Origin of the sequence: Klebsiella sp. K5-204, from assembly GCF_030128585.1 — a bacterium.
In the GTDB taxonomy this organism is placed as follows: Bacteria; Pseudomonadota; Gammaproteobacteria; order Enterobacterales; family Enterobacteriaceae; genus Klebsiella; species Klebsiella quasipneumoniae.
Genome location: NZ_JAKUZS010000003.1, coordinates 124,855 through 151,115 on the forward strand (window position 1 = coordinate 124,855; position 26,261 = coordinate 151,115).

The window sequence follows — 26,261 nt, forward strand, 5'->3', positions numbered from 1 at the left end:
CAGATTCCTTATTATTTGCTGTAGTCGCGCGCACCAAAAATGGCCGTGCCGATGCGCACCATTGTGCTTCCCGCCGCGATAGCGGCTTCCATATCGTCCGACATTCCCAGAGACAACGTATCGACCGTGGGGTACCGCGTTTTTAACCGCGCAAATGCTACCGCCATTTGCTGGGCGACGGCAAACTGCCTTACATATTCTGACTCAGGCGCGGGGATCGCCATCAGGCCGCGCAGCTCCAGATGAGGTAACTCAGCGATCTCCGCCGCTAAGGCATCGAGCGCTTCCAGCGGGATGCCGGATTTACTCTGCTCATCGCTAATGTTGATTTGAATCAGTACCTTCAGCGGCGGCAAATGCGCCGGGCGCTGCTCGTTCAGGCGGGTGGCGATTTTCAACCGATCGACGGTGTGGCACCAGTCAAAATGTTCGGCCACCAGCCGGCTTTTGTTGGACTGCAGGGGGCCAATAAAGTGCCACTGCAGACCGCTGACGCCTGCCTGCTGGAAATGGTTGATCTTCTCCACGCCCTCCTGGACGTAGTTTTCACCAAATGCCCGCTGGCCTGCCGCGATGGCTTCTTCGATCGCGCTCGCAGGTTTCGTTTTACTCACTGCAAGCAATGTCACTTCTTCTGGCGCACGCCCGCAACGGGCGGCGGCACCGGAGATTTTGTCCCGGACCTGTGCCAGGTTATGCGCAATATCGTTCATATTCCGAGGATGAGTTATGAAGCTGGAAGAAATCGTAGCCCTTAGTGTAAAGCATAATGTCTCCGATCTACACCTGTGCAATTCCGCCGCACCGCGCTGGCGGCGGCAGGGCAAGCTGGAGGCCGCTCCCTTTCCCGCGCCGGATATCGCGGATTTACTCAACGACTGGCTCGATGCCGCACAGTTCCAGCACTGGCAGGAGCACGGCCAGATTGACTTTGCGCTGACTCTGGCCTGCGGTTCGCGGCTACGCGCCAGCGCTTTCGCCCATACGCGCGGAATATCGCTGGTGCTGCGCCTGCTGCCCGTCCAGTGCCCGCGTCTGGAGACGCTGGGCGCGCCGCCTGCGCTAAGTGAACTACTGGCGGAAGAGAGTGGCTTGCTGCTGGTCACCGGGGCGACGGGCAGCGGCAAGTCGACTACCCTGGCGGCGATGGTCGGGCATCTCAACCAGCATCTTGATGGCCATATTCTGACGCTGGAGGATCCGGTGGAGTTTATTCATCACAGCGAGCGCTGCCTGATCCAGCAGCGGGAGATTGGCCGTCACTGTCCTTCGTTCTCCGCGGCGCTTCGGGTGGCGCTGCGCCAGGATCCGGATGTGATCCTGCTTGGGGAGTTACGCGACAGCGAAACCATCCGTCTGGCGTTGACGGCTGCGGAAACCGGGCATCTGGTGATGGCGACATTACACACCCGCGGCGCGGCGCCGGCGGTGGAGAGATTGATCGATGTCTTTCCGGCAGAGGAGAAAGATCAGGTTCGGAGTCAGCTGGCCGGAAGCCTGTGCGCGGTGCTGGCGCAAAAATTATTACCCGCACGTCAGGGCGGCAGAGTTGCGCTATACGAGCTTCTGGTCAATACGCCGGCGGTGGCGAATTTGATCCGCGAAGGAAAAGTGCACCAGCTGCCCGGTGTTATGCAGACCGGGATGCAGGCCGGAATGCTGACATTTACCCAGAGTTTTCAGCAACGTGTGGCCGCAGGCCAGCTGTAAGGGGGGCGTGAAGCGGGTTGGGTGGTTAAAATGATGTGTTAACTGAATGTTTAAATGCTGTTTCTGGATATTATTTGATAATACAAATAATCTTTCTGAATAAATTCAAATAAGACATTCAGCTAAGATATTTCGACAGTGAATACGCATTTCCAGGAAAAAAGTTTGATTACCTTTTGACAGCTTTGCGGTATTCGATTTATGCTGTTTACGGGAATAGGATGATTCTCATGGAATAACGTTTCAATTTGTAAATTGCTAAGGCTATTTATAAATTCATGACTGATTGTATATTTTTTTACTCATTTAACCACCATGATGGTGGATAGCAGCTAAGGAGAGTTTTAAGTGATTAATTTAAATGGAAATTCATCATCTTCTCGTCAGGTTACATTTATTACCCACCCTTCAATCCAGAGTAAAGCCTTTGCCAGCTATCTCAGCGAAACCCTGATGGCACCGGTAGTTTTACAAAATATTAATAAACCGCTGGCGCAGCGTCTGGCGAAAGACTCTGTAATATTATTTGATATCGCCGTTTCAAATAAGAAATTAAACGGGGTGTGGCGAGATATTATTCGGCTGCAGTTAGATAATCCCCGCTTGCTGATTATCAACAGCGCGCAAAAGTATGAGTTATACGAAATGGCGCAGTGGCCGGCTTTATATGGCGTGTTCCGCCATGACGATGATGAATCGCGCTTAATTGAGGGCGTCAAGGCCGTGCTGAACGGCGAACAGACGGCTGAATTGAGCGTGATGCACCCGGCGATGTACGCTGCGGACCATACATCGGCGCCGGTTGAAAACTCGCCGCTGACCGAACGAGAATGCGAGATCCTCAACGAACTGCGCTGCGGCGCGACCAACCTGGATATTGCCCGCGCGCTGTTTATCAGCGAGAACACGGTGCGGACGCACCTGTATAACGTGTTCCGTAAGCTGAGCGTTAAGAATCGCACCCAGGCGGTGAGCTGGGCTAACGAACATCTGCGCCACTAGGCGGGAGGATGTGCGCCGTTAGCGGTTCGCCGGCGGCGCAGAAGACAGAGCTTAAAAGCTCTGCTCGAAGTAGCTTTCCAGAATGACCACCGCAGAGGCCGAATCGACGCTGCCTTTATTTAGCGCCCGATAGCCGCCGTGTTCGAACAGGCCCGCCCGGGCCTCAACCGTACTCAGACGTTCATCGTGGAGAAGGATCGCGACGCCAAAGCGGCCATGAATTTTATTGGCGAAATTACGTGCGCGCGCCGTCAGCGGTTGCTCGGTGCCGTCCATATTCAGCGGCAGGCCGACGATCACCGCCTCAGGCTGCCACTCCTTAAGCAGTTTTTCGATGATATTCCAGTCCGGTTTGCCGTCCTGCGCCTTCAGCGCCGGCAGTGGCCGGGCGGTGGCGGTGATGCGTTGCCCCACCGCCACACCGATGCTTTTCGTCCCGAAATCAAAGCCGAGAAAGGTTCCGCTCATCATGCATGCCCCGCGACGCCTGGCATCGTCACGATGTCGATGCCAATCAGTTTAGCCGCCTCGCGCCAGCGATCGGCGATGGGCGTACGGAAAAGAATATTCTGGTCCGCCGGGGCGGTGAGCCAGGCATTATCTAAAATCTCCTGCTCCAGCTGCCCTTTCTCCCACGAGGAGTAGCCCAGCGCAACCAGCACGTTGCCCGGCTGCCGGTCGGTGCCTAAGGTTTCGAGGACATCCCGCGAGGTGGTGATCACCGTGTTATCCGAGATACGGATGCTTGAGGAAAAGTCAGAGGGCGGGGTATGTAAAATAAAGCCGCGGTCTTCCGCCAGCGGGCCGCCCAGCATCACCGGTTTATCCAGGCGGATCTCCGGATTACGCGGCTCCGGGACAATTTTGAGCTTCTCAAGGATCCCTTCCACCTGCAGATTTTCCAGCGGCTTATTGATAATAATGCCCATGGCACCCTCGTCGTTATACTCGCAGATATAGACCACGGAGCGGCGGAAAATGGGGTCCTGAAGCGCAGGCATGGCAATCAGAAAGTGATGCTGTAAATTCATTGTCAGAGGTTCTGTTCCTGGTTCAAAAAGCAACACCCAGTATGCGGGCAAAGTAGAATGGTGTCGATGCACTTTATCTGGCAGGCGCCTGAGCGGCGCCTGGCTGGAAGGGTTTCACCAGCGCGGCGATCCGCGCTCGCTGTGCCCTGAGCGGACGTTCGTCCGCCGTAGTGCTTATCGGGCGAGACGTCTTTCGATAGCGTCCATCAGCATGCCGGTGATCGAAATATCCGGGAAGGCGGCTTCGATCTCACGTACGCAGGTGGGGCTGGTGACGTTAATTTCCGTCAGACGGTCGCCGATGATATCCAGGCCGACGAAGATAAGACCTTTGGCCTTCAGCGTCGGGCCGACGCGGCGGGCGATGTCCCAGTCGCTTTCGGTTAGCGGGCGGGCTTCGCCGCGGCCGCCGGCGGCCAGATTGCCGCGGGTCTCGCCGCCCTGCGGAATGCGCGCCAGGCAGTAAGGAACCGGCTCGCCATCCACCACCAGCACGCGCTTGTCGCCATCTTTAATGGCTGGCAGATAGTTCTGCGCCATGCAGTAGCGGCTGCCCAGCTCGGTCAGCGTCTCGGCGATCACCCCAAGGTTCGGATCGCCGGCTTTGACGCGGAAAATAGAGGCGCCGCCCATGCCGTCGAGCGGCTTCATGATGATATCGCCGTGCTTTTCCCAGAAGGCTTTCAGCTGGGCTTTATTGCGGGTGACCAGCGTTTCCGGGGTCAGCTCGGAGAACCAGGCGGTGAACAGCTTCTCGTTACAGTCGCGCAGGCTCTGCGGCTTGTTGACGATAAGCGTGCCTTTCTCTTCCGCTCGCTCCAGAATATAGGTCGCATAAATAAATTCGGTATCAAACGGCGGATCCTTACGCATCAGAATGACGTCAAGATCCGCCAGCGGCAGGTCCTGTTCGCCGGTGAAGTCATACCATTTGTCGTAGTTCTGTTCGACGCTCAGCGTGCGCGTCCGGGCGCGGGCTTCGCCGTTGATCAAATAGAGGTCGTTCATCTCCATATAATGGAGTTCATAGCCGCGACGCTGCGCCTCCAGCAACATAGCGAAGCTGGTGTCTTTCTTGATGTTGATGGTTGCGATGGGATCCATCACGATGCCGAGCTTGATCATGGTTCTTCTCCGTTAACGCCTCAACCTAAGTCGCCAAAACGCACCTGCAGGGCGGTGATGGCGGTGAGCGCAGTAGTCTCTGTACGCAGAACGCGCGGTCCCAACAGGATATCAGTAAACTGGTATTTCGCGGTCATCGCTATCTCTTCAGCCGAGAGCCCGCCTTCCGGGCCAATCAGCAGACGGACACGTTCAACCGGCAGCGGCAGCGTGTTAATGCTGGCGCTGGCGCGCGGGTGCAGGTTGAGCTTCAGCCCGCTGTCCTGCTCGGCGCACCACTCCTCCAGCTGCATCGCCGGACGAATTTCCGGTACCACATTACGACCGCTCTGTTCGCAGGCGGCAATAGCGATTTTCTGCCACTGCTGGATCTTTTTCTGCAAACGTTCGGCGTCCAGTTTAACGCCGCAGCGCTCGGAAAACAGTGGCGTTATGAGGCTTACCCCGAGTTCGATCGATTTCTGGATGGTGAATTCCATTTTTTCGCCGCGGGACATCACCTGGCCTAAATGGATATGCAGCGGCGATTCCCGATCGTCGGGTTCGCCACTGAGGACTTCAACCGCGACGTTTTTCTTACCGGCCTCGGTGATGACGGCGTCAAACACCTGGTTACTGCCGTCGAAGAGCTGAAGGTGCTGACCAGCGGTCATGCGCAGGACGCGGCCGACGTGGTTGGCCGCGTCATCGCTCAACGCGATCAGGCTGCCGACAATGAGGCGTTCTGGATGATGGATGCGAGGAATGCGCATGCTTGATATTCCGTTCTTTGCGCAGATGCCAGCTTCCCGCCATTGGGCGGGAAGCACAGGGCTGCAAATTAACAATTGCCGCTAGTGTAGGTTAGCTCTTTTGCGCCTGGCAAGCCTGCAGGACATACGGATTATGGTTGCCCTGTACTTTCGCGATGCGTTCATCGCGTTCACACTCCCAGGCGGTGACCGGGTACTGTTTATTCCAGGCGGTAAACAGCTGAGTTTGCTGGCGGGAAAGATTCAGCTGGTAGCGGTCGCGCATATAGAAGTAGGTGCGGGCGATGGCGCCGCGTGCGCGGGCAGGGGGCTCGGCGATTTTATCTTTAAAATCGACCTTCATGGTGCACTGGCCGTACTGGCCTTCACCGCCGTTCCACTGGCTGTACATAAAGTTGCCGCGATCGCCATTCACTTCTCCCACCGCCGGCTGCAGATTGTGCATGTCGCTTTCCATCTTGCGGTACTCCGGATCTTTGGCGCAGTTTTTACGTCCACCCTCCTGCCAGCACTGGCGCTGATGGCCGAACTGCCACGCCGGCACCACGTGTTCCCATTCAACCCGGCTGGCGCGGTTCTCATTTTTACGCACTTTATAGCCGCAAGATTCCAGATCGATAACGCCTTTTTTACCCTGCCAGTCAATTTTACAGCCGCAGTAAAAGTCGCCGGGAACGTCGGCGTTTACTTTGACGCCAGCGGCCTTGGCCTGGGAAAAGCTGGTAATTTCGGCGGCCGCAAGCGGGCCACTCACTGCCGTGCACAATACTGCAACGGCTAAAACATGCATACGGGACATCGTTCACTCCGTGTCAAAACGAGCCCGCAACGTAGCGAATGAGGGTGCCGGATGCAATCAGTCAGATCAGAAAGTTTCTAATTAATTCCAATGGTTATTTTTCAGCCACCAGCAGATCGCCGCAGCGCACGCAGCGGTAAGTGGCTTCGCCGCGCACCACCCGGTTATGGCGACGAACGGTGAGCTGATGCTGCTGGCAGCGGCAGCGGTAGGGGAAGGTATTCTGGCGGACCGAATCAAGTTCAAAACGGTGGGTGCGACGCGCGGGAACGCCCAGGACGCTCTCCATCATCCATTTCCACTCTTTGCCGTGCGGGGCTACCCGGCCAAAGTGTTGCCACACCAGCAGGTGCGCCAGCTCATGGGGCACCACTTCATCGATAAACTCCTGCTGATTCTCCAGCAGCAGCACCGGGTTTAAACGAATTTCGTTTTTCTCCAGCCAGGCGGTGCCGGCGGAGGTACCGCGCTGCTGGTAGACCAGCGTCGGCTCCGCGTAGCGGCGTTCCAGCTTGAGGTTCGCTTTGGCGAGATGCTCCCGCAGGCTGCGCATCACGGCCTGCTGAATAGCGATGGGAATACGGGGTGTTTTCATAGCGCCAGAGGATAGTGCGGCGGAGGGGGGAGAGCAAGAGGAAGCTTCCTCCCGTGAGGGGAGGAAGCTCAGGCGGGTTAATCGCGGGCGCCGATCTCGCGCAGCGGACGACCCTGCATCAGGTTGCGTTCGATATGTTCCAGCGAGACGTTTTTGGTTTCCGGGATCAGCCACAGCGTCAGCAGGATAAACAGCACGTTCAGACCGCCGTACAACCAGAAGGTGTTGGCGCTGCCCAGCGAATTGAGCATGGTCAGGAAGGTAGCCCCGACAATCATGTTGGCAATCCAGTTGGTCGCTGTGGAGCAGGTGATACCGAAGTCGCGGCCTTTCAGCGGCTGGATTTCGGAACACAGTACCCAAATCAGCGGGCCGGCGCTCATGGCGAAACCGACGATAAACATCAGCAGCATCAGGACGGCGATGTACTGGGCGGTTGAGGAGTGAATGCCGATGTGCATCATGCTGCCCAGCACGCCCATCCCCGCGGCCATGACGATAAAGCCAAGGATCAGCGTCGGTTTACGGCCCCAGCGGTCGACCAGACCGATGGCGATAAAGGTAGCCAGCACGTTAGTCAGGCCGACGATCACCGTCCCCCACATCTGCTCGGTGGTGTTGGCATAGCCCGCCAGCTCAAAGATCTTCGGCGCGTAGTACATGATGACGTTCATCCCGGTGAACTGCTGCATCACCTGCAGCAGAATGCCGAGGAACACCGCGCGGCGGAAGTTGCTGTTGTCTTTAAACAGCGACCAGCCGGACTGTTTTACCTTCAGGCTTTCGCGGATCTCGTCGAGTTCGCGTTTCGCTTCGGCGCTGGTATCGCGCAGGCGCAGCAGCACGCGCTCGGCATCGACAAAGCGACGTTTAGCGGCGAACCAGCGCGGGCTGTCCGGCAGGAAGATAACGCCGATCAGCAGCAATACCGCCGGAATAATGATTACGCCGAGCATCCAGCGCCATGCGCCGCTGTAGCTGAAAGCGGTGTCGGAGAGGTAGGCGCCAAGAATACCGATGGTGATCATCAGCTGGTACATGGAAATCATACTGCCGCGAATTTTCTCCGGAGCGATTTCCGACAGATACAGCGGCGCGGTGTAGGAGGCGACGCCCACCGCCAGGCCCAGCAGCACGCGGGAAACCAGCAGGATCTCGACGTTTGGCGCGGCGGCGGAGAACAGAGAGCCGGCGACGAAGAGGATGGCGCCGATCATCAGGCTCTTTTTACGGCCCAGTTTGAAGGAGAGCCAGCCGCTGCCGACCGCACCGACGGCGGCGCCGAACATCATGGAGCTGACCACCCACTCCTGAGTGTGAGCGGAAATCTGGAACTCATTGGCAATAAAGGGTAACGCACCCGCAATAACACCGATATCAAGGCCGAACAGCAGGCCAGCCAGCGCGGCGAGGAAACAGACGAAGAACGTCATGGTCTTGTTTGAACGCCCTTGTTTTTTGTTGTCAGGCATAACGCCCTCCAGTTGAGTTATTGATTCTGTCGATGGTTAGCGTAGGACACTCGTCGGTAAAAAAACGTGATTATAGTCACGGCTGTGTAATCGTTTCCACAAAGGTAAAGAAACGTAATTCATTAAATGCTTTTTAAATCAGCAATATAAATAAGGATAGACGACAATTTTAAAAACGGTAATCAGAGTTAACCGAAACAATATGTAACATTGTGAAAAATGCACGCATGTGAAGGCGCTTGCAGGCAGCAATCGACCATTGTCATGATGTAATCGCTTTCATTGCATCGCCGCGGTTCGCTGAAGCAGGGCATGGGAGGGTGGGTAATGGACATAAAAAGGCCAGCGCGAGGCTGGCCTTGAAGAGTGGAAGCGGGGAGATTATTTCAGACCAGCCGCTTCGCGCAGCAGGGCCGCTTTGTCGGTTTTTTCCCATGGGAAATGTTCGCGACCAAAGTGACCGTAGGCAGCGGTTTCTTTGTAGATCGGGTGCAGCAGATCCAGCATCTGAATCAGGCCGTACGGACGCAGGTCGAAGAACTCGCGCACCAGCAGGGTCAGCTGTTCAGAAGGCACTTTTTCTGTACCAAAGGTTTCCACCATGATGGAAGTCGGCTCTGCAACGCCGATGGCGTAGGAAACCTGAATTTCGCAACGGTCAGCCAGGCCTGCGGCAACGATGTTTTTCGCCACATAGCGCGCCGCATAGGCTGCGGAACGGTCAACTTTAGACGGATCCTTACCGGAGAAGGCGCCGCCGCCGTGACGAGCCATGCCGCCGTAGGTATCGACGATGATCTTACGACCGGTCAGACCGCAGTCGCCCATCGGGCCGCCGATAACGAAACGGCCGGTTGGGTTGATGAAGAATTTAGTGGACGCGCTCAGCCATTCGGTTGGCAGAATCGGTTTGATGATCTCTTCCATCACCGCTTCCTGCAGCGATTTCTGGTCGATATCTTCCGCGTGCTGCGTGGACAGCACCACCGCGTCGATGCCGACGATTTTGCCGTCGTCATACTGGAAGGTCACCTGGCTTTTCGCATCCGGACGCAGCCACGGCAGGGTGCCGTTTTTACGTACTTCAGCCTGGCGCTGCACCAGACGGTGAGCGTAGGTCACCGGCGCCGGCATCAGCACGTCGGTTTCGTTGGTGGCGTAGCCAAACATCAGCCCCTGGTCGCCTGCGCCCTGTTCCAGCGGATCGGCACGGTCAACGCCCTGGTTGATGTCCGGAGACTGTTTACCAATGGCGCTCAGTACGGCACAGGAGTTGGCGTCAAAGCCCATATCGGAATGCACGTAGCCAATTTCGCGGACGGTGTTGCGGGTGATCTCTTCGATGTCAACCCATGCGCTGGTGGTGATTTCGCCGCCTACCAGCACCATGCCAGTTTTGACATAGGTTTCACATGCGACACGCGCTTTCGGATCCTGCTCGAGGATCGCATCCAGCACGGCATCAGAGATTTGGTCAGCAATTTTGTCAGGATGCCCTTCTGATACGGACTCAGACGTAAAAAGGTGTTTTGCCATATTTTATTTCACCTGTGGACGATTCGGATAGCTCATACTGTTGTGTAATGTGGCTTTGGTGGATAATCAGCGCAAAGCCGCGCAGGTAGCGACACGAGCAGTCTGAGTGTTAATCAGTATAGACGGATTAACTTCTGGACGGCTATTTTAGGTCAAATCTTAAGCCCATTTCCAGCCTTTTTTGATGGCGGTCGCATTTATCGGAAAACTCGCCTGGCAAATTTTCCTGACAACCGCGCAAACCTGCACATTTTTATTTTGCTTTTTACCCCGCTTCTCGGTATAAAACGCCGCGCGCGGCTCATTAAAAAAGCGCACGGGGATCTCCCCGTGGTGCCACTTCCAGCCGGGTTAAGCAGTCTGTATTTACAGAATCTCGCAACGGCATAGCGCCTGTTGCCCGGTATGTATAGCTTTGGCTTGTCGCCGACCCTGACCCAGGGCGGTGTGGAGGTGATACCAGATAATGAACCAACGTTTTTCGCTTGATTCGTCGCGTCGTTCTGTCGCGCGTCAGCACTCCGCAACCTGCATCTCTCTCATGCAAACCAGCCGATGTTCACCCCATCTCGGCGCTTCTCAGGATTCCAGGGCCGGTCGGTCGTCAGAAAACTGAACAAGGGCGCTCTTGCCTGGCAAGAGTTTTCTCGTGGTTTCTCCGGACTGTCATACTCTGTTCGGCTACGTGTTTTACGATGATATGAATAAGAAACCGGTCGCGCAGTCGCAAAACCAGCAGATAGTGCTGGGCTTTAGGACTGTTCATGGGTTGTTATCGCATCTTTGGACTGCGATAGTAGTTAACTGTCTTACACTTATTATTAAAAATTGAGGTTCGCTATGTCTGACGACATGTCTATGGTTTCGCCTTCGTCAGCAGGCGAACACGGTGTACTACGTTCCATGCAGGAGGTAGCGATGAGCTCCCAGGAAGCCAGCAAGATGCTGCGTACTTATAATATTGCCTGGTGGGGCAATAACTATTATGACGTCAACGAACTGGGCCACATCAGCGTTTGCCCGGATCCGGACGTCCCGGAAGCGCGCGTTGACCTCGCTGAATTAGTCAAAGCGCGCGAAGCGCAAGGGCAACGCTTGCCGGCGCTGTTCTGCTTCCCGCAGATCCTGCAGCACCGCCTGCGCTCAATCAACGCCGCATTCAAGCGCGCGCGCGAATCCTACGGCTATAACGGCGATTACTTCCTGGTCTACCCGATCAAGGTGAACCAGCATCGTCGCGTCATCGAATCGTTGATCCATTCCGGCGAGCCGCTGGGTCTGGAAGCCGGTTCGAAAGCGGAACTGATGGCCGTGCTGGCGCACGCCGGGATGACCCGCAGCGTCATCGTCTGTAACGGCTATAAAGACCGCGAATACATCCGCCTGGCGCTGGTGGGCGAGAAGATGGGCCACAAGGTCTATCTGGTCATCGAGAAGATGTCGGAGATCGCCATCGTGCTGGAAGAGGCCGAGCGCCTGAACGTGGTGCCGCGCCTTGGCGTGCGCGCGCGTCTGGCCTCGCAGGGGTCCGGTAAATGGCAGTCTTCCGGCGGCGAGAAGTCCAAGTTCGGCCTCGCGGCGACCCAGGTTCTGCAGCTGGTGGAGATCCTGCGTGCCGCAGGACACCTCGACAGCCTGCAGCTGCTGCACTTCCACCTCGGCTCGCAAATGGCTAACATTCGCGATATCGCCACCGGCGTGCGTGAATCGGCGCGTTTCTACGTCGAGTTGCATAAGCTGGGCGTCAATATCCAGTGCTTCGACGTCGGCGGCGGCCTGGGCGTGGATTACGAAGGCACCCGCTCGCAGTCTGACTGCTCGGTGAACTACGGCCTGAACGAATACGCTAACAATATCATCTGGGCCATCGGCGACGCCTGTGAAGAGAACGGCCTGCCGCACCCGACGGTGATCACCGAGTCCGGCCGCGCGGTGACCGCGCACCACACCGTGCTGGTTTCCAACATCATCGGCGTGGAGCGCAACGAATACACCGAGGCGACCCCGCCGGCGGAAGACGCCGCGCGCCCGCTGCAGAGCATGTGGGAAACCTGGCTGGAGATGCACGAAACCGGCAATCGCCGCTCGCTGCGCGAATGGCTGCACGACAGCCAGATGGACCTGCACGATATCCATATCGGCTACTCCTCCGGCACTTTCAACCTGCAGGAGCGCGCCTGGGCAGAACAGCTGTATCTGAACATGTGTCATGAAGTGCAGAAGCAACTCGACCCGAGCAACCGCGCCCATCGCCCGATTATTGATGAGCTGCAGGAGCGCATGGCGGATAAAATCTACGTCAACTTCTCGCTGTTCCAGTCGATGCCGGATGCGTGGGGGATCGATCAGCTGTTCCCGGTGATGCCGCTGGAAGGGCTGAACAAGTCGCCGGAGCGCCGCGCGGTGCTGCTGGACATCACCTGCGACTCGGATGGCGCCATCGATCACTACGTGGACGGCGACGGGATCGCCACCACCATGCCGATGCCGGAATATGACCCGGAGAACCCGCCGATGCTGGGCTTCTTTATGGTCGGCGCCTATCAGGAAATCCTTGGCAACATGCACAACCTGTTCGGCGATACCGAGGCGGTAGACGTGTTCGTCTTCCCTGACGGTAGCGTTGAGGTTGAGCTGTCCGACGAGGGCGATACCGTGGCGGATATGCTGCAGTACGTGCAGCTGGATCCCAACACGCTGCTGACCCAGTTCCGCGATCAGGTGAAAAACACCGGCCTCGACGACGCGCTGCAGCAGCAGTTCCTCGAAGAGTTCGAGGCGGGTCTGTACGGGTACACTTATCTGGAAGACGAGTAACCGCTGATGCCCGGTGGCGCTGCGCTTACCGGGCCTGCGTATGTCGGCCGCCTAAGGCGAAGCCGTCATCCGGCAGAAGGCGATACTCACTTGAACCCGTATGCATTACCGGCGATAATTCACGCCAATAAGCGATTTATCTATCAAACCCTTCCTCGTCGGGCCTAACGACGCGGAGGGGTTTTTTTATACTTATTTTTTACGTTCCACGACTGTGAAAAGAGGTCATATCCATGAGCACTTTAGGTCATCAATACGATAACTCCCTGGTATCCAATGCCTTTGGCTTCCTGCGTCTGCCGATGAATTTCATGCCCTACGACAGCGATGCTGACTGGGTGATCACCGGCGTCCCGTTCGATATGGCGACCTCCGGGCGCGCGGGCGGCCGTCATGGCCCGGCGGCGATCCGTCAGGTTTCCACCAATCTCGCCTGGGAGCACAACCGTTTTCCGTGGAACTTCGACATGCGCGAACGCCTGAACGTGGTTGACTGCGGGGATCTGGTGTACGCCTTCGGCGACGCGCGCGAAATGAGCGAGAAGCTGCAGGCCCACGCCGAGAAGCTGCTGGCGGCCGGCAAGCGCATGCTCTCCTTTGGCGGCGACCACTTCGTTACGCTGCCGCTGCTGCGCGCCCACGCCAAGCACTTCGGTAAAATGGCGCTGGTGCATTTCGATGCCCACACCGACACTTACGCCAACGGCTGCGAGTTCGACCACGGCACCATGTTCTACACCGCGCCGAACGAAGGGCTCATCGATCCGAACCACTCCGTACAGATCGGTATTCGCACCGAATTCGATAAAGATAACGGTTTCACCGTGCTTGATGCGGGCCAGGTTAACGACCGCAGCGTCGATGACGTGATTGCCCAGGTGAAGCAGATCGTTGGCGATATGCCGGTGTACCTGACCTTTGATATCGACTGCCTGGATCCGGCGTTTGCGCCAGGAACCGGTACCCCGGTTATCGGTGGGCTCACCTCTGACCGCGCGATCAAGCTGGTGCGCGGTCTGAAGGATCTGAACATCGTCGGGATGGACGTGGTGGAGGTCGCCCCGGCCTACGATCAGTCCGAAATCACCGCCCTGGCGGCGGCGACCCTCGCGCTGGAGATGCTGTACATCCAGGCGGCGAAGAAGGGCGAATAACCCGAGGTCACCCCAACCCTCTCCCTTCCGGGGAGAGGGTACCGCACGGCACAGGGGGTTAATCAAGGCGCCGGACGGTTGCTCCTGCGGGCCGGGAGAGGGCCGACCCGCAGGAGAGGGTTCATCAGGTGCTTAAAACACGTTAAATGGATATTCGACGTAGAACCGCACTTCATTACCGCTGACGTTATAGTCGCTGGCGTTGCTGGAAACCCGCAGTACCGAATAGCGAAGCCTGAATTTCAAATCTTTCGCCGCCCCGTTTTGCACCTGGTATTGAACCTGGTTAAACCATTCATGTTCTTTGCCGTTGCTGGTCTCTGACGTTTTAATGTTATCCCCGCGCACGTAGGCGGTGGTCCAGGTCAGCCCCGGTAGCCCCAGCCCGGCAAAATCCAGTCCATACGATGCCTGCCAGGAGCGTTCATCTTCCCCGTTAAAATCAGACCAGTAGGAGTTGGCCAGCCAGATGGTGTTCCCGCCATCGCCGACGCCGCCCTGGTTCTGGTAGCCGCCGTAGTGGTAGCCGGTGCTGCCGCTGCTTTGCTGGTAAGCGACCTTAAAGGTATGGATATCCCAGATGTAGCTGGCGGCCAGGCTCCAGATACTGTTGCTGCGTCCGGTGTCATTGGCATCGGCATATTGCTGATCCAGGCGTGAGTGATAGCCGTTGAAGTCGAGAACCAGTTGTTGGTTGGCGGCGAACGGCTGCTGATAGTTCAGGCCGAGATACTGTTTGTTCAGCACATCTTCGACATGCGACGCGTACAGCGCGCCGCTGAGCTGGTCGTTGAACCGGTAGCTGGCGCCGCCGAAGGACAGGCTTTTCAGACCGCTGTTATGGCTGTCGTCGCTTTTACGCTGCTGATCGGTCAGGTAGCCGGCGTTAATTTCCAGACCGTCGATTTCGCGTGAGGTCAGCATGGTGCCGGTATAGCTCTCGTAGAGCAGGCGCGAGTCGTCGGCGTAGACAATAGGCAACATCGGGCGCTGACTGCCGTAGCTGAGCACGGTATTCGAAAAGCGCATTTTGCCGGTGGCGCCGAATTTCGCGAGGTCGGATTTTGCCCGGCCGTCGTCATCCTGGGCGAAAAAGTCAATGCCGCCCGCGCCGCTGCGGCCGCGGCCGCCGTCGAGGCGCACGGCGTACTGGGCGATGCCGTCCACGCCGAAGCCGACCGGTCCCTCGGTAAAGCCGGATTCGAAGGTGGCGATAATTCCCTGGCCCCATTCGGCTTTATCCGGCAGCCCATCGCGATAATCGCGTTTGATATACGCGTTACGTAAAAAGAGATCCAGATGGCTGTCTTCAATAAAGCCCTGGCTGGTAGATTGTTGGCTGGCGAAAGCCGGCGCGGCGGCAATAATGCCAAGTGCGATGAATGATAATTCTTTTTTCACTGAGGGCACTTCTCTGTCTGTCGATATATTCAAGGGAATCACTGCAATCGCGATATTCTCCTGAAATAATGTCAAAAGCAATCATTGTGTGAGCAATGGTATCGGCAGGAAACAAGCGGTGTGGCGCATGCTGGCCAGGTTTGGCGAAGAGGGGTGGACTATTTAATATTTGGTCTAACCCGGCTCTGAAAGGCGGATTGTGTACGCCGTTTTTCATTTGCCAAATAATATTTTGCTGAGTGACAGCATATAAAATAATTGGCTGCGACGAGGTGAAATAATAATTAACGGTTTGTGCGCTTAAGTTATCAATTGATGCGGCTAAATATTTTTACTGGCAGATATAAAAGGGAGGCAGTCATGCCTCCCGCTGGCGATTATTTAATCCCGTCGGCCTTCATGCGATCGCGAATATGCTGGGCGCGCGCTTCTGAGGCCGGGTGATCGTCAAACATCGAGCTCTGACGGCCGGCTTCCAGCTTGGCCAGTTTTTCGAAGCTGGTGGCCAGTCCCGACGGATTGATGCCGCGCTTACGCAGCAGGTCGTAAGAGTAGTCGTCCGCTTCCGATTCCTGGCGCTGGGAGAACTGCGAGTTCACCAGCTTTTCACCCAGATCGCCGAGCTGCGACTGGGACAAGCTGCCGACGATGCCGCCGGCGGAGGCCGCCGCCGCGCGCACGGCGTTGGTGCCCAGGGCGACCTGCATGCCTTTCTTCACATGGCCCAGCGCGACGTGGCCCATTTCATGGCCGATCACCGCCTCGACTTCATTATCGTTCATCAGATCCATCAGCCCGCTGTAAACGCGGATGCAGCCGTTGGCCATGGCGAAGGCGTTGACATCCTTGGTCTCATAGACCTTGTAGTTCACGGGCTGACCATTGATGTTATCGCCCAGCGCGGCCGCGATTTTGTTCAGCCGCTGGCTGTATTCACTGCTGGCCGGGGCGATTTTCGCTTTGGCGTCCATCTCTTTACAGGCCTGGTCGCTTAAGGTTTTCACCTGCGCGTCGCTGAGGGAGTATGCCTGGAAGGCTTCGGCCCCTGAGCTGAGCAGACCGTTGGAGTCCATGTTCTGACATCCGGTGAGCGTTGCTGCGATCCCAAGAGCAAGTACGGTTGAGCGAATTTTCATTTTTTATCTTCCACAATCTTATGGTTGTTTATCCGACAATACGGCGACGGCAGGGAACCGTATTCTGCGTAAATTATAAAGAGTATCGCAGGATGCGGGCGAGCGGATTCCGGCGTAGCACAACCTGTTCCAGAGATTTCTTAAAGGGCAAAAGGATGCTCCATGTACATGACTTGTCGCTTGGGTTACATTGTTCACACTTTTTTCCGGCGTAGCCCAAAACGCGCTCTCGTCAAGTCGTTAAGGGCATGGCCTTCAACAGTCCGAACTGGAGTCAAAATGTCCTCACGTAAAGAGCTTGCTAACGCTATTCGTGCGCTGAGCATGGACGCTGTACAGAAAGCCAAATCCGGCCACCCGGGTGCCCCGATGGGTATGGCTGACATTGCCGAAGTGCTGTGGCGTGATTTCCTGAACCATAACCCGAACAATCCGGCCTGGGCTGACCGTGACCGTTTTGTACTGTCCAATGGCCATGGTTCGATGCTGATTTACAGCCTGCTGCACCTCACTGGCTACGATCTGCCGATTGAAGAGCTGAAAAACTTCCGCCAGCTGCACTCCAAAACGCCGGGCCACCCGGAAGTCGGCTACACCGCGGGCGTGGAAACCACCACCGGTCCGCTGGGCCAGGGTATCGCTAACGCGGTCGGGATGGCTATCGCCGAGAAAACCCTGGCGGCGCAGTTCAACCGTCCGGGCCACGACATCGTCGACCACTACACCTACGCCTTCATGGGCGACGGCTGCATGATGGAAGGCATTTCTCACGAAGTGTGCTCCCTGGCCGGTACCCTGAAGCTGGGCAAACTGGTGGCCTTCTATGATGACAACGGCATCTCCATCGACGGCCACGTTGAAGGCTGGTTCACCGACGATACCGCCAAACGCTTTGAAGCCTACGGCTGGCACGTGGTGCGCGGCGTTGACGGTCACGACGCTGACGCCATCAAACGCGCAGTAGAAGAAGCGCGCGCGGTCACCGACAAACCGTCCCTGCTGATGTGCAAAACCATCATCGGCTTCGGTTCGCCGAACAAAGCCGGTACCCACGACTCCCACGGCGCGCCGCTGGGCGACGCCGAAATCGCCCTGACCCGCGAAGCGCTGGGCTGGAAACACGCGCCGTTTGACATCCCGTCTGACATCTATGCGCAGTGGGACGCCAAAGAAGCCGGTCAGGCGAAAGAAGCGGCATGGAATGAGAAGTTCGCTGCTTACGCCAAAGCCTTCCCGCAGGAAGCAGCCGAATTCACCCGTCGTATGAAAGGCGAGATGCCGTCTGACTTCGACGCAAAAGCCAACGAGTTCATCGCGAAGCTGCAGGCCAACCCGGCGAAAATCGCCAGCCGTAAAGCCTCTCAGAACGCCATCGAAGCTTTCGGTCCGCTGCTGCCGGAATTCCTCGGCGGTTCCGCTGACCTGGCGCCGTCCAACCTGACCCTGTGGTCTGGTTCTAAGCCGATCAACGAAGACACCGCGGGTAACTACATTCACTACGGCGTGCGTGAGTTCGGTATGACCGCTATCGCCAACGGTATCGCGCTGCACGGCGGCTTCCTGCCGTACACCTCCACCTTCCTGATGTTCGTGGAATACGCGCGTAATGCGGTACGTATGGCCGCGCTGATGAAACAGCGTCAGGTGATGGTCTACACCCACGACTCCATCGGTCTGGGCGAAGATGGCCCGACTCACCAGCCGGTAGAGCAGGTGGCTTCTCTGCGCGTAACGCCGAACATGTCCACCTGGCGTCCGTGTGACCAGGTTGAATCCGCGATTGCATGGAAATATGGCGTCGAGCGTCAGGACGGCCCGACCGCGCTGATCCTCTCCCGTCAGAACCTGGCGCAGCAGGAGCGTACCGAAGAGCAGCTGGCGAACGTGGCCCGCGGCGGTTACGTGCTGAAAGATTGCGCCGGCCAGCCGGAGCTGATCTTCATCGCCACCGGTTCCGAAGTGGAGCTGGCGGTTGCCGCGTGGGACAAACTGACCGCCGAAGGCGTGAAGGCGCGCGTGGTCTCCATGCCGTCCACCGACGCGTTCGACAAGCAGGATGCGGCCTACCGTGAATCCGTACTGCCGAAAGCCGTGACCGCGCGCGTTGCCGTGGAAGCGGGTATTGCTGATTACTGGTTCAAATACGTTGGCCTGAACGGGGCGATCGTTGGCATGACCACCTTCGGTGAGTCTGCGCCGGCTGAGCAGCTGTTCGAAGAGTTCGGCTTCACCGTCGACAACGTGGTCGCTAAAGCGAAAGCGCTGCTGTAATTGCGGTTACGGTGCGGGCTGATGCCCGCACCGTAACCCTCTCCCACAGGTGAGGGGGCAAACGCCAAAAACGGTAACCCCTGGGTTACCGTTTTGCTTTTACCTCGCCACCCGGCTTTTTTGTATCTGCTATTCCTGAACCATGTAATACGGTTGTAAATTATTCCAGCAAAAATGTGATGTGAGTCATATAGCTGGTTTATTACGCTGGACAAACATTCCTTTTATTCCTCGTTTGGCTTATTCTAGCTGAAGCGTTTCAGTCGTTTAAATGTTCGACAATTAATCAATCAGTCGCAGTTTGCAGCTGGTAAGGTTTCCCTCAGAGCGTAGCTGGATTACTCTGTCAGCCACCTCATAACAGGGACAGCCTTGCAGGAGATCTATGACCATTCGCATCGCGATTAATGGCTTCGGTCGTATTGGACGCAACGTGGTTCGTGCGCTATATGAATCCGGGCGCCGTGCGGAAATCACCGTGGTGGCTATCAATGAGCTGGCGGATGCTGCGGGCATCGCGCATTTGTTGAAATATGACACCAGCCATGGCCGTTTCGCCTGGGATGTTCGTCAGGAGCGCGAGCAGCTGTTTGTTGGCGATGATGCCATCCGTCTGCTGCACGAGCCGACCATTGCGGCGCTGCCCTGGCGCGAGCTGGCGGTAGACGTGGTGCTCGACTGCACCGGCGTTTACGGGAGCCGTGAGCACGGTGAGGCGCACCTGCAGGCTGGGGCGAAGAAAGTGCTCTTCTCCCATCCCGGCGGCAACGACCTCGACGCGACGGTGGTGTACGGCGTCAATCAGGATGAACTCCGCGCCGAGCATCGCATTGTCTCCAACGCCTCCTGCACCACCAACTGCATTATTCCGATCATTAAACTGTTAGATGATGCCTATGGCATCGAGTCCGGCACCGTCACCACCATTCACTCGGCGATGCATGACCAGCAGGTGATTGACGCCTACCATCCGGATCTCCGGCGTACCCGCGCGGCCAGCCAGTCGATCATTCCGGTGGATACCAAACTGGCGGCAGGGATCACCCGTATTTTCCCGCAGTTTAATGACCGTTTTGAAGCGATTGCCGTGCGGGTGCCGACGATAAACGTGACGGCAATTGACCTGAGCGTGACGGTCAAAAAACCGGTAAAAGCATGTGAAGTCAACCAGTTGCTGCAAAAAGCAGCACAAGGTGCATTTCATGGTATAGTTGACTATACGGAATTACCGTTGGTCTCAACAGATTTTAACCACGATCCGCACAGCGCCATCGTCGATGGCACGCAAACCCGGGTCAGTGGCGCGCATCTGATCAAAACGCTGGTCTGGTGCGATAACGAATGGGGCTTTGCTAACCGAATGCTCGACACGACGTTAGCGATGGCGGCTATTGGTTTCAGGTTCGACGCGTAAACGTCGACAAAACTTTATGAATCAACGAGAGGATTCACCATGTCTGTAATTAAGATGACCGATCTGGATCTGGCTGGTAAACGCGTTTTTATCCGTGCGGATCTGAACGTACCAGTTAAAGACGGGAAAGTAACCAGCGACGCACGTATCCGTGCCTCTCTGCCGACCATTGAACTGGCGCTGAAGCAGGGCGCGAAAGTCATGGTTACTTCTCACCTGGGTCGTCCGACCGAAGGCGAGTACAACGAAGAATTCTCTCTGCTGCCGGTTGTTAATTACCTGAAAGACAAACTGTCCAGCCCGGTACGTCTGGTTAAAGACTACCTGGACGGCGTGGAAGTCGCTGCCGGCGAGCTGGTGGTGCTGGAAAACGTTCGCTTCAACAAAGGCGAGAAAAAAGACGACGAAGCGCTGTCCAAAAAATACGCCGCGCTGTGCGACGTGTTCGTGATGGACGCTTTCGGTACCGCGCACCGCGCGCAGGCTTCCACCCACGGTATCGGCAAATTTGCTGACGTGGCGTGCGCAGGCCCGCTGCTGGCCGCTGAACTGGACGCGCTGGGTAAAGCGCTGAAAGAGCCGGCTCGTCCGATGGTCGCTATCGTCGGTGGTTCTAAAGTATCCACCAAACTGACCGTGCTGGATTCCCTGTCTAAAATCGCTGACCAGCTGATCGTCGGCGGCGGTATCGCCAACACCTTCGTTGCCGCTCAGGGCCACAACGTCGGTAAATCCCTGTACGAAGCGGATCTGGTTGATGAAGCCAAGCGCCTGCTGAGCACCTGCGATATCCCGGTTCCGACTGACGTTCGCGTCGCGACCGAGTTCTCCGAAACCGCAACGGCGACTCTGAAATCTGTTAACGACATTAAAGATGACGAGCAGATTCTGGACCTCGGCGACGTTTCCGCACAGAAACTGGCTGACATCCTGAAAAACGCCAAAACCATTCTGTGGAACGGCCCGGTTGGCGTATTCGAATTCCCGAACTTCCGTAAAGGGACTGAAATCGTGGCTAACGCTATCGCGGACAGCGAAGGTTTCTCCATCGCCGGCGGCGGCGACACCCTGGCAGCGATCGACCTGTTCGGCATCGCTGACAAAATTTCCTACATCTCCACTGGCGGCGGCGCGTTCCTTGAATTCGTCGAAGGCAAAGTCCTGCCGGCAGTAGCGATGCTCGAAGAGCGCGCTAAGCAGTAATTCAGTTCAGGCGGGGAAACCCGCCTGTTTTTCAGCGCGCTTAAGGGCTCGCGAACCTTCTTCAACGGTCGAAGATACAGATACAGGACTAAGTAACATGTCTAAAATTTTTGATTTCGTAAAACCGGGCGTCATCACTGGCGACGACGTTCAGAAAGTGTTCCAGGTAGCGAAAGAAAACAACTTTGCACTGCCGGCGGTAAACTGCGTAGGTACTGACTCCATCAACGCCGTTCTGGAAGCTGCTGCGAAAGTTCGCTCTCCGGTTATCGTTCAGTTCTCTAACGGCGGCGCGGCGTTCATCGCAGGTAAAGGCGTGAAAACTGACGTTCCTCAGGGTGCTGCTATCCTCGGCGCTATCTCTGGCGCGCACCACGTGCACCAGATGGCTGAGCACTACGGCGTGCCGGTTATCCTGCACACTGACCACTGCGCGAAGAAACTGCTGCCGTGGATCGACGGCCTGCTGGACGCGGGTGAAAAACACTTCGCCGCTACCGGCAAACCGCTGTTCTCTTCTCACATGATCGACCTGTCTGAAGAGTCTCTGCACGAAAACATCGAAATCTGCTCTAAATACCTGGCGCGCATGGCCAAAATGGACATGACCCTGGAAATCGAACTGGGTTGCACCGGTGGCGAAGAAGACGGCGTGGACAACAGCCACATGGACGCTTCCGCCCTGTACACCCAGCCGGAAGACGTGGATTACGCGTACACCGAGCTGAGCAAAATCAGCCCGCGCTTCACCATCGCCGCTTCCTTCGGTAACGTACACGGCGTGTACAAACCGGGTAACGTCGTTCTGACCCCGACTATCCTGCGCGACTCTCAGGAATATGTTTCCAAGAAACACAACCTGCCGCACAACAGCCTGAACTTCGTCTTCCACGGCGGTTCCGGTTCTTCCGCTCAGGAAATCAAAGACTCCGTTAGCTACGGCGTAGTGAAAATGAACATCGATACCGACACCCAATGGGCAACCTGGGACGGTATCCTGCAGTACTACAAAACTAACGAAGCTTACCTGCAGGGCCAGCTGGGCAACCCGAAAGGCGAAGACCAGCCGAACAAGAAATACTACGATCCGCGCGTATGGCTGCGTGCTGCACAGACTTCCATGGTGACTCGTCTGGAGCAGGCATTTAAAGAGCTGAACGCGATCGACGTTCTGTAAGAAAAATCTGTTTCTTACCCTGAAGCCCGCAGTAATGCGGGCTTTTTTATTAGCTTAACAACAGGATAGCGCGGCAGAAAACTGTGATCCATTTGGCAAAACGTGCACTTATTGTTTACCCTATAACCTGACTGCCCTGTCGCAGGCTGAGTTATTTACTTCCCCCTGGGGGATTCATAAGGAATGTTAAATGGAAGATTTGAACGTTGTCGATAGCATCAACCACGCCGGGACGTGGCTGGCACGCAACCAGGAGCTGCTGCTGAGCTATGCCGTCAACATCGTCGCGGCTATCGCTATCCTGATCGTCGGGATGATCGTGGCGCGCGTCGTCTCTAACACCGTCAACCGCCTGATGCTGGCGCGTAAAATTGACGCCACCGTTGCCGATTTCCTCTCCGCGCTGGTGCGCTATGCGGTTATCGCCTTTACGCTGATTGCCGCCCTGGGCCGCGTGGGCGTGCAGACCGCCTCGGTCATTGCGGTGCTGGGCGCCGCGGGTTTAGCCGTCGGTCTGGCGCTGCAGGGGTCACTGTCTAACCTCGCGGCTGGCGTACTGCTGGTGATGTTCCGCCCGTTCCGCGCCGGTGAATATGTCGATCTCGGCGGCATTGCGGGTACCGTACAGAATGTGCAGATTTTCTCCACGACCCTGCGCACCGTCGATGGCAAAATCGTGGTGGTGCCGAACGGCAAAATTATCGCCGGCAACATCATTAACTTCTCCCGCGAACCGGCGCGCCGCAATGAGTTTATTATCGGCGTCTCTTACGATGCCGATATCGACAAGGTGAAGCAGCTCCTGACCTCGATTATCGAATCTGACGATCGTATTCTGCGCGATCGGGAAATGACGGTGCGCCTGAACGAACTCGGCGCCTCGTCGGTGAACTTCGTGGTGCGCGTGTGGAGCAAAAGCAGCGATCTGCAAAACGTCTACTGGGATATCCTCGAGCGCATCAAGCGTGAATTTGACGCCAATGGCATCAGCTTCCCTTATCCGCAGATGGATGTTCATGTGGTGCGCCTGCCGGAAAAAGCCGAGTAAACCACTACTCAGTGACTCAGGCCGGCCATGCCGGCCTTTTTTAATGGCTCATTATTAGCTTCGCTTATTAATGATTAATACTTTCAATTTCTGCTAATAATTTATTCGCGTTATAGTCAGCGCCACTCTCGAAGACAGCGGAAAAATCCTCATGTTTACCTATTACTTTCAGGGCCTTGCCCTGGGAGCGGCAATGATTTTGCCGCTTGGCCCACAAAATGCTTTCGTGATGAACCAGGGCATCCGTCGTCAGTATCACCTGATGATTGCCTTGCTGTGCGCCGTCAGCGACTTGCTGCTGATCTGCGCCGGCATTTTTGGCGGCAGCGCGCTGCTGATGCAGTCCCCCTGGCTACTGGCGCTCGTGACCTGGGGCGGCGTGGCCTTTTTACTGTGGTACGGCTTTGGCGCGCTGAAGACGGCGTTCAGTCAGAATCTTGAGCTCGCCAGCGCCGAGGCGATGCAGCAGGGGCGCTGGAAAATCATTATCACTATGCTGGCGGTCACCTGGCTGAATCCGCACGTTTATCTGGATACGTTTGTGGTGCTGGGCAGCCTGGGAGGCCAGCTGGCGATGGAGCCGAAGCGCTGGTTTGCGCTGGGAACCATTAGCGCCTCTTTCCTGTGGTTCTTTGGTCTGGCGCTGTTGGCCGCCTGGCTGGCGCCGCGGCTGCGTACCGCCAGAGCCCAGCGGATCATCAACATTGTGGTCGGCGCCGTCATGTGGTTTATTGCGTTTCAGCTGGCAAAAGAGGGCGTCGTCCATATCCAGGCGTTGCTCAACTAAGCGTTGTCCGATGGACTTTCCTGCTGTACGCGCTAAGCTTGCTGGCATGCGTCCCGTAAGGGCGATTTAAGTAACATGGAGAAACGACAGTGAAGTTAAAAGTCTTAGCCCTGGCGGCAACACTCGGATTTAGCACGATGGCGGCACAGGCAAGCGAATTGCCGGACGGTCCGCACATTGTGACTTCAGGCACAGCAAGCGTTGCTGCGGTTCCGGATATCGCTACCCTGGCGATCGAAGTGAACGTGGCGGCAAAAGATGCCGCATCGGCAAAAAAACAGGCTGACGATCGCGTTGCGCAATACCTCTCTTTCCTCGAAAAGAGCGGCATTGCGAAAAAAGACATCAACTCGGCGAATCTGCGTACCCAACCTGATTACGACTATCAGAACGGGAAAAGCATTCTGAAAGGCTATCGCGCGGTGCGCACCGTCGAAGTGACCTTGCGCCAGCTGGATAAACTCAACGGTCTGCTGGATGGCGCCCTGAAAGCCGGTCTGAACGAAATTCGCTCCGTCTCGCTGGGCGTTGCGCAACCGGACGCCTACAAAGATAAAGCGCGTAAAGCGGCGATCGACGACGCCGTGCACCAGGCGCAGGAGCTGGCCGCAGGTTTCCACAGCAAGCTGGGGCCGGTGTACAGCGTACGCTACCATGTCTCTAATTATCAGCCGAGCCCGATGGTTCGCATGATGAAGGCCGCTGACGCTGCGCCGGTTTCCGCCCAGGAAACCTACGAGCAGGCGACTATCCAGTTTGACGACCAGGTCGACGTCGTGTTTGAACTGCAGCCGGCGCAGGCCGCGGCTCCGGCGAAACCGGCTGAAGCGCCGAAACCGGCCCAGTAAGCGATAGAAACAAAAAAGCCACTTCAGCGAAGTGGCTTTTTTTATGCCCGCGGTTTAATCCTGACGCAGCACCTTGTGACCGTAGTCGATGAGCGCATCGGTCACCCGCCGCATCATACGGCTTTCCGGGGCAAAGCGGTGCCAGTAGAGCATACGGCGCTGAAACAGGCCGGGAGTGAGATCGATAAGCTCGCCGCTGTTGAGCTCTTTTTCGATCTGCAGATGCGGGATCATACAGCAGGTAGTGCCCTGGCGCGCCAGCTGGACGAAGGCTTCCGACGAATTGACGATATGGCAAGGGACGCTGCCCGGCGGCAGGTCGAAGTTTTGCTGCAGAAAGGCCTGATGCATATCGTCCAGATGGTCGAAGGCGACGACCGGGGCTTTCAGCAGCGCCGAACGCGTTACGCCGTTCGGGAAGTAGCGTTGCGCAAACTCTTTTGAGGCGACAAACAGGTAATCGAGCGCGCCGAGCTGATCCACCAGGCAGCTTGGCAGCGCCTGCGGCTGGATACTTACCGCGCCGACCACTTCGCCACGGCGCAGGCGCTCCTGGGTGCGGGTTTCATCTTCCACCTGCAGGTTGAGACGAATAGGGGAGTCCGACAGCACATTAGCCAGCGCCGGCAGCAGCCAGGTCGCCAGACTGTCGGCGTTCACCGCCAGCGACAGCAACAGCGGCGTGGAGCCAGTCTGCTCGTCGCCCAGCCACTCCTCTTCCAGCAGTTCAACCTGGCGCAACAGAGCCAGCAATTTTTGTCCTTGCTCGGTTGGGCGCGGCGGCACGGTACGTACCAGCAGCGGCTGGCCGAACATATTTTCCAGCTGCTTGATTCGCTGTGAGACGGCGGACTGGGTAATACATAGCTTCTGCGCGGCGCGCTCAAATCCTCGTTCTCTAATCACCGCGTCCAGCGCTTGTAGTGTCCTGTAGTCCGGTCGTTTCATTATTCTGGCGTGCCCCCATAACTAATCGTTATCTC

At 56.8% G+C, this 26,261-nt stretch carries 25 protein-coding genes; 12 read left to right on the plus strand and 13 right to left on the minus strand.

Annotation, left to right across the window (positions count from 1 at the left end; translation table 11 throughout):
• Window positions 1-11: 11 nt before the first annotated feature.
• Complete coding sequence (locus MKR05_RS09285; RefSeq protein ID WP_004205181.1) at window positions 12-713, minus strand: YggS family pyridoxal phosphate-dependent enzyme; 702 nt, start codon at window positions 711-713, stop codon at window positions 12-14.
• 16 nt (window positions 714-729) lie between these two features.
• On the opposite strand from MKR05_RS09285, the gene MKR05_RS09290 reads away from it, so the two are divergent.
• Both MKR05_RS09290 and MKR05_RS09295 read left to right on the plus strand, forming a co-directional pair.
• On the plus strand, window positions 730-1,710 hold the full coding sequence (locus MKR05_RS09290; protein WP_049014209.1) for a type IV pilus twitching motility protein PilT: 981 nt from the start codon (window positions 730-732) through the stop codon (window positions 1,708-1,710).
• A 348-nt stretch (window positions 1,711-2,058) separates the two neighbouring features.
• On the plus strand, window positions 2,059-2,712 hold the full coding sequence (locus tag MKR05_RS09295; RefSeq protein WP_044524701.1) for a LuxR C-terminal-related transcriptional regulator: 654 nt from the start codon (window positions 2,059-2,061) through the stop codon (window positions 2,710-2,712).
• Window positions 2,713-2,763: 51 nt separating this feature from the next.
• Here MKR05_RS09295 and ruvX read toward each other — a convergent pair whose 3' ends face one another.
• From ruvX to MKR05_RS09340, 9 genes are all read right to left on the minus strand, one after another.
• Window positions 2,764-3,180 (minus strand): Holliday junction resolvase RuvX, encoded by a 417-nt coding sequence (gene ruvX, locus MKR05_RS09300; RefSeq protein ID WP_004205178.1) that lies wholly within the window; start codon window positions 3,178-3,180, stop codon window positions 2,764-2,766.
• The gene (locus MKR05_RS09305) at window positions 3,180-3,743 is read right to left on the minus strand and encodes a YqgE/AlgH family protein (protein ID WP_002916603.1); all 564 of its coding nucleotides are present in this window, start codon (window positions 3,741-3,743) and stop codon (window positions 3,180-3,182) included. The genes ruvX and MKR05_RS09305 overlap by 1 nt, the downstream gene beginning before the upstream one ends.
• A gap of 174 nt (window positions 3,744-3,917) precedes the next feature.
• A complete protein-coding gene (gshB, locus tag MKR05_RS09310) occupies window positions 3,918-4,868 on the minus strand; it encodes a glutathione synthase (protein WP_004205176.1) in 951 nt (316 codons plus the stop codon).
• 20 nt (window positions 4,869-4,888) lie between these two features.
• A complete protein-coding gene (gene rsmE / locus MKR05_RS09315; protein ID WP_023290991.1) occupies window positions 4,889-5,620 on the minus strand; it encodes a 16S rRNA (uracil(1498)-N(3))-methyltransferase in 732 nt (243 codons plus the stop codon).
• Between the two features lie 91 nt (window positions 5,621-5,711).
• Entirely contained in the window at window positions 5,712-6,419 is a 708-nt protein-coding gene (endA, locus tag MKR05_RS09320; protein WP_032454045.1) for a deoxyribonuclease I, read from the minus strand.
• Between the two features lie 94 nt (window positions 6,420-6,513).
• The gene (locus tag MKR05_RS09325; protein WP_032428989.1) at window positions 6,514-7,014 is read right to left on the minus strand and encodes a SprT family zinc-dependent metalloprotease; all 501 of its coding nucleotides are present in this window, start codon (window positions 7,012-7,014) and stop codon (window positions 6,514-6,516) included.
• A 77-nt stretch (window positions 7,015-7,091) separates the two neighbouring features.
• Complete coding sequence (locus MKR05_RS09330; RefSeq protein ID WP_238875626.1) at window positions 7,092-8,486, minus strand: sugar porter family MFS transporter; 1,395 nt, start codon at window positions 8,484-8,486, stop codon at window positions 7,092-7,094.
• Between the two features lie 381 nt (window positions 8,487-8,867).
• A complete protein-coding gene (metK, locus tag MKR05_RS09335; protein WP_004205170.1) occupies window positions 8,868-10,022 on the minus strand; it encodes a methionine adenosyltransferase in 1,155 nt (384 codons plus the stop codon).
• Between the two features lie 159 nt (window positions 10,023-10,181).
• Window positions 10,182-10,340, minus strand: a complete 159-nt coding sequence (locus MKR05_RS09340) for a hypothetical protein (RefSeq protein ID WP_032428987.1) — start codon at window positions 10,338-10,340, stop codon at window positions 10,182-10,184.
• 382 nt (window positions 10,341-10,722) lie between these two features.
• Here MKR05_RS09340 and yqgB point away from each other — a divergent pair, with 382 nt between their 5' ends.
• From yqgB to speB, 3 genes are all read left to right on the plus strand, one after another.
• The gene (gene yqgB / locus MKR05_RS09345; RefSeq protein ID WP_002916578.1) at window positions 10,723-10,854 is read left to right on the plus strand and encodes an acid stress response protein YqgB; all 132 of its coding nucleotides are present in this window, start codon (window positions 10,723-10,725) and stop codon (window positions 10,852-10,854) included.
• A gap of 8 nt (window positions 10,855-10,862) precedes the next feature.
• Window positions 10,863-12,839, plus strand: a complete 1,977-nt coding sequence (speA, locus tag MKR05_RS09350) for a biosynthetic arginine decarboxylase (RefSeq protein ID WP_004205167.1) — start codon at window positions 10,863-10,865, stop codon at window positions 12,837-12,839.
• Between the two features lie 233 nt (window positions 12,840-13,072).
• Window positions 13,073-13,993 (plus strand): agmatinase, encoded by a 921-nt coding sequence (speB, locus tag MKR05_RS09355; protein ID WP_004205166.1) that lies wholly within the window; start codon window positions 13,073-13,075, stop codon window positions 13,991-13,993.
• Window positions 13,994-14,125: 132 nt separating this feature from the next.
• Here the strand turns inward: speB and MKR05_RS09360 are convergent, their stop codons facing one another.
• Together MKR05_RS09360 and MKR05_RS09365 are read right to left on the minus strand one after the other, a co-directional pair.
• On the minus strand, window positions 14,126-15,394 hold the full coding sequence (locus MKR05_RS09360; protein ID WP_023290988.1) for an OprD family outer membrane porin: 1,269 nt from the start codon (window positions 15,392-15,394) through the stop codon (window positions 14,126-14,128).
• Between the two features lie 377 nt (window positions 15,395-15,771).
• On the minus strand, window positions 15,772-16,530 hold the full coding sequence (locus MKR05_RS09365; RefSeq protein ID WP_017899781.1) for a M48 family metallopeptidase: 759 nt from the start codon (window positions 16,528-16,530) through the stop codon (window positions 15,772-15,774).
• 279 nt (window positions 16,531-16,809) lie between these two features.
• Here MKR05_RS09365 and tkt point away from each other — a divergent pair, with 279 nt between their 5' ends.
• The 7 genes from tkt (at window position 16,810) to MKR05_RS09400 (ending at window position 25,278) form a co-directional block, all read left to right on the plus strand.
• Window positions 16,810-18,801: a transketolase gene (gene tkt / locus MKR05_RS09370; protein ID WP_044524697.1), complete on the plus strand. Its 1,992-nt coding sequence runs from the start codon at window positions 16,810-16,812 to the stop codon at window positions 18,799-18,801.
• Window positions 18,802-19,186: 385 nt separating this feature from the next.
• Window positions 19,187-20,215 carry an erythrose-4-phosphate dehydrogenase gene (gene epd, locus MKR05_RS09375; RefSeq protein ID WP_004205289.1) on the plus strand — a complete coding sequence of 343 codons (1,029 nt, stop codon included), beginning with the start codon at window positions 19,187-19,189 and terminating at the stop codon, window positions 20,213-20,215.
• Window positions 20,216-20,254: 39 nt separating this feature from the next.
• Window positions 20,255-21,418, plus strand: a complete 1,164-nt coding sequence (gene pgk, locus MKR05_RS09380) for a phosphoglycerate kinase (RefSeq protein WP_023290986.1) — start codon at window positions 20,255-20,257, stop codon at window positions 21,416-21,418.
• Window positions 21,419-21,515: 97 nt separating this feature from the next.
• Complete coding sequence (gene fbaA, locus MKR05_RS09385) at window positions 21,516-22,595, plus strand: class II fructose-bisphosphate aldolase (RefSeq protein WP_008806452.1); 1,080 nt, start codon at window positions 21,516-21,518, stop codon at window positions 22,593-22,595.
• A gap of 190 nt (window positions 22,596-22,785) precedes the next feature.
• Window positions 22,786-23,643: a small-conductance mechanosensitive channel MscS gene (locus MKR05_RS09390; protein ID WP_023290985.1), complete on the plus strand. Its 858-nt coding sequence runs from the start codon at window positions 22,786-22,788 to the stop codon at window positions 23,641-23,643.
• Between the two features lie 151 nt (window positions 23,644-23,794).
• Entirely contained in the window at window positions 23,795-24,430 is a 636-nt protein-coding gene (gene argO / locus MKR05_RS09395; protein WP_048298259.1) for an arginine exporter ArgO, read from the plus strand.
• An 89-nt stretch (window positions 24,431-24,519) separates the two neighbouring features.
• A complete protein-coding gene (locus tag MKR05_RS09400) occupies window positions 24,520-25,278 on the plus strand; it encodes an oxidative stress defense protein (protein ID WP_023290983.1) in 759 nt (252 codons plus the stop codon).
• 54 nt (window positions 25,279-25,332) lie between these two features.
• Here MKR05_RS09400 and argP read toward each other — a convergent pair whose 3' ends face one another.
• Window positions 25,333-26,226, minus strand: coding sequence for a DNA-binding transcriptional regulator ArgP (gene argP, locus MKR05_RS09405; protein WP_002916497.1), 894 nt, complete (start codon window positions 26,224-26,226; stop codon window positions 25,333-25,335).
• Window positions 26,227-26,261: the final 35 nt, after the last annotated feature.

Coding starts and splice junctions, on each gene's coding strand:
- gshB (WP_004205176.1), bottom strand. CDS start 4,868: ATGATCAAGCTCGGCATCGTGATGGATCCCATCGCAACCATCAACATC.
- argP (WP_002916497.1), bottom strand. CDS start 26,226: ATGAAACGACCGGACTACAGGACACTACAAGCGCTGGACGCGGTGATT.
- MKR05_RS09390 (WP_023290985.1), top strand. CDS start 22,786: ATGGAAGATTTGAACGTTGTCGATAGCATCAACCACGCCGGGACGTGG.
- speA (WP_004205167.1), top strand. CDS start 10,863: ATGTCTGACGACATGTCTATGGTTTCGCCTTCGTCAGCAGGCGAACAC.
- fbaA (WP_008806452.1), top strand. CDS start 21,516: ATGTCTAAAATTTTTGATTTCGTAAAACCGGGCGTCATCACTGGCGAC.
- speB (WP_004205166.1), top strand. CDS start 13,073: ATGAGCACTTTAGGTCATCAATACGATAACTCCCTGGTATCCAATGCC.
- argO (WP_048298259.1), top strand. CDS start 23,795: ATGTTTACCTATTACTTTCAGGGCCTTGCCCTGGGAGCGGCAATGATT.
- MKR05_RS09330 (WP_238875626.1), bottom strand. CDS start 8,486: ATGCCTGACAACAAAAAACAAGGGCGTTCAAACAAGACCATGACGTTC.
- rsmE (WP_023290991.1), bottom strand. CDS start 5,620: ATGCGCATTCCTCGCATCCATCATCCAGAACGCCTCATTGTCGGCAGC.
- pgk (WP_023290986.1), top strand. CDS start 20,255: ATGTCTGTAATTAAGATGACCGATCTGGATCTGGCTGGTAAACGCGTT.
- metK (WP_004205170.1), bottom strand. CDS start 10,022: ATGGCAAAACACCTTTTTACGTCTGAGTCCGTATCAGAAGGGCATCCT.
- MKR05_RS09305 (WP_002916603.1), bottom strand. CDS start 3,743: ATGAATTTACAGCATCACTTTCTGATTGCCATGCCTGCGCTTCAGGAC.
- MKR05_RS09290 (WP_049014209.1), top strand. CDS start 730: ATGAAGCTGGAAGAAATCGTAGCCCTTAGTGTAAAGCATAATGTCTCC.
- MKR05_RS09325 (WP_032428989.1), bottom strand. CDS start 7,014: ATGAAAACACCCCGTATTCCCATCGCTATTCAGCAGGCCGTGATGCGC.
- yqgB (WP_002916578.1), top strand. CDS start 10,723: ATGAATAAGAAACCGGTCGCGCAGTCGCAAAACCAGCAGATAGTGCTG.
- epd (WP_004205289.1), top strand. CDS start 19,187: ATGACCATTCGCATCGCGATTAATGGCTTCGGTCGTATTGGACGCAAC.
- MKR05_RS09365 (WP_017899781.1), bottom strand. CDS start 16,530: ATGAAAATTCGCTCAACCGTACTTGCTCTTGGGATCGCAGCAACGCTC.
- ruvX (WP_004205178.1), bottom strand. CDS start 3,180: ATGAGCGGAACCTTTCTCGGCTTTGATTTCGGGACGAAAAGCATCGGT.
- endA (WP_032454045.1), bottom strand. CDS start 6,419: ATGTCCCGTATGCATGTTTTAGCCGTTGCAGTATTGTGCACGGCAGTG.
- MKR05_RS09285 (WP_004205181.1), bottom strand. CDS start 713: ATGAACGATATTGCGCATAACCTGGCACAGGTCCGGGACAAAATCTCC.
- tkt (WP_044524697.1), top strand. CDS start 16,810: ATGTCCTCACGTAAAGAGCTTGCTAACGCTATTCGTGCGCTGAGCATG.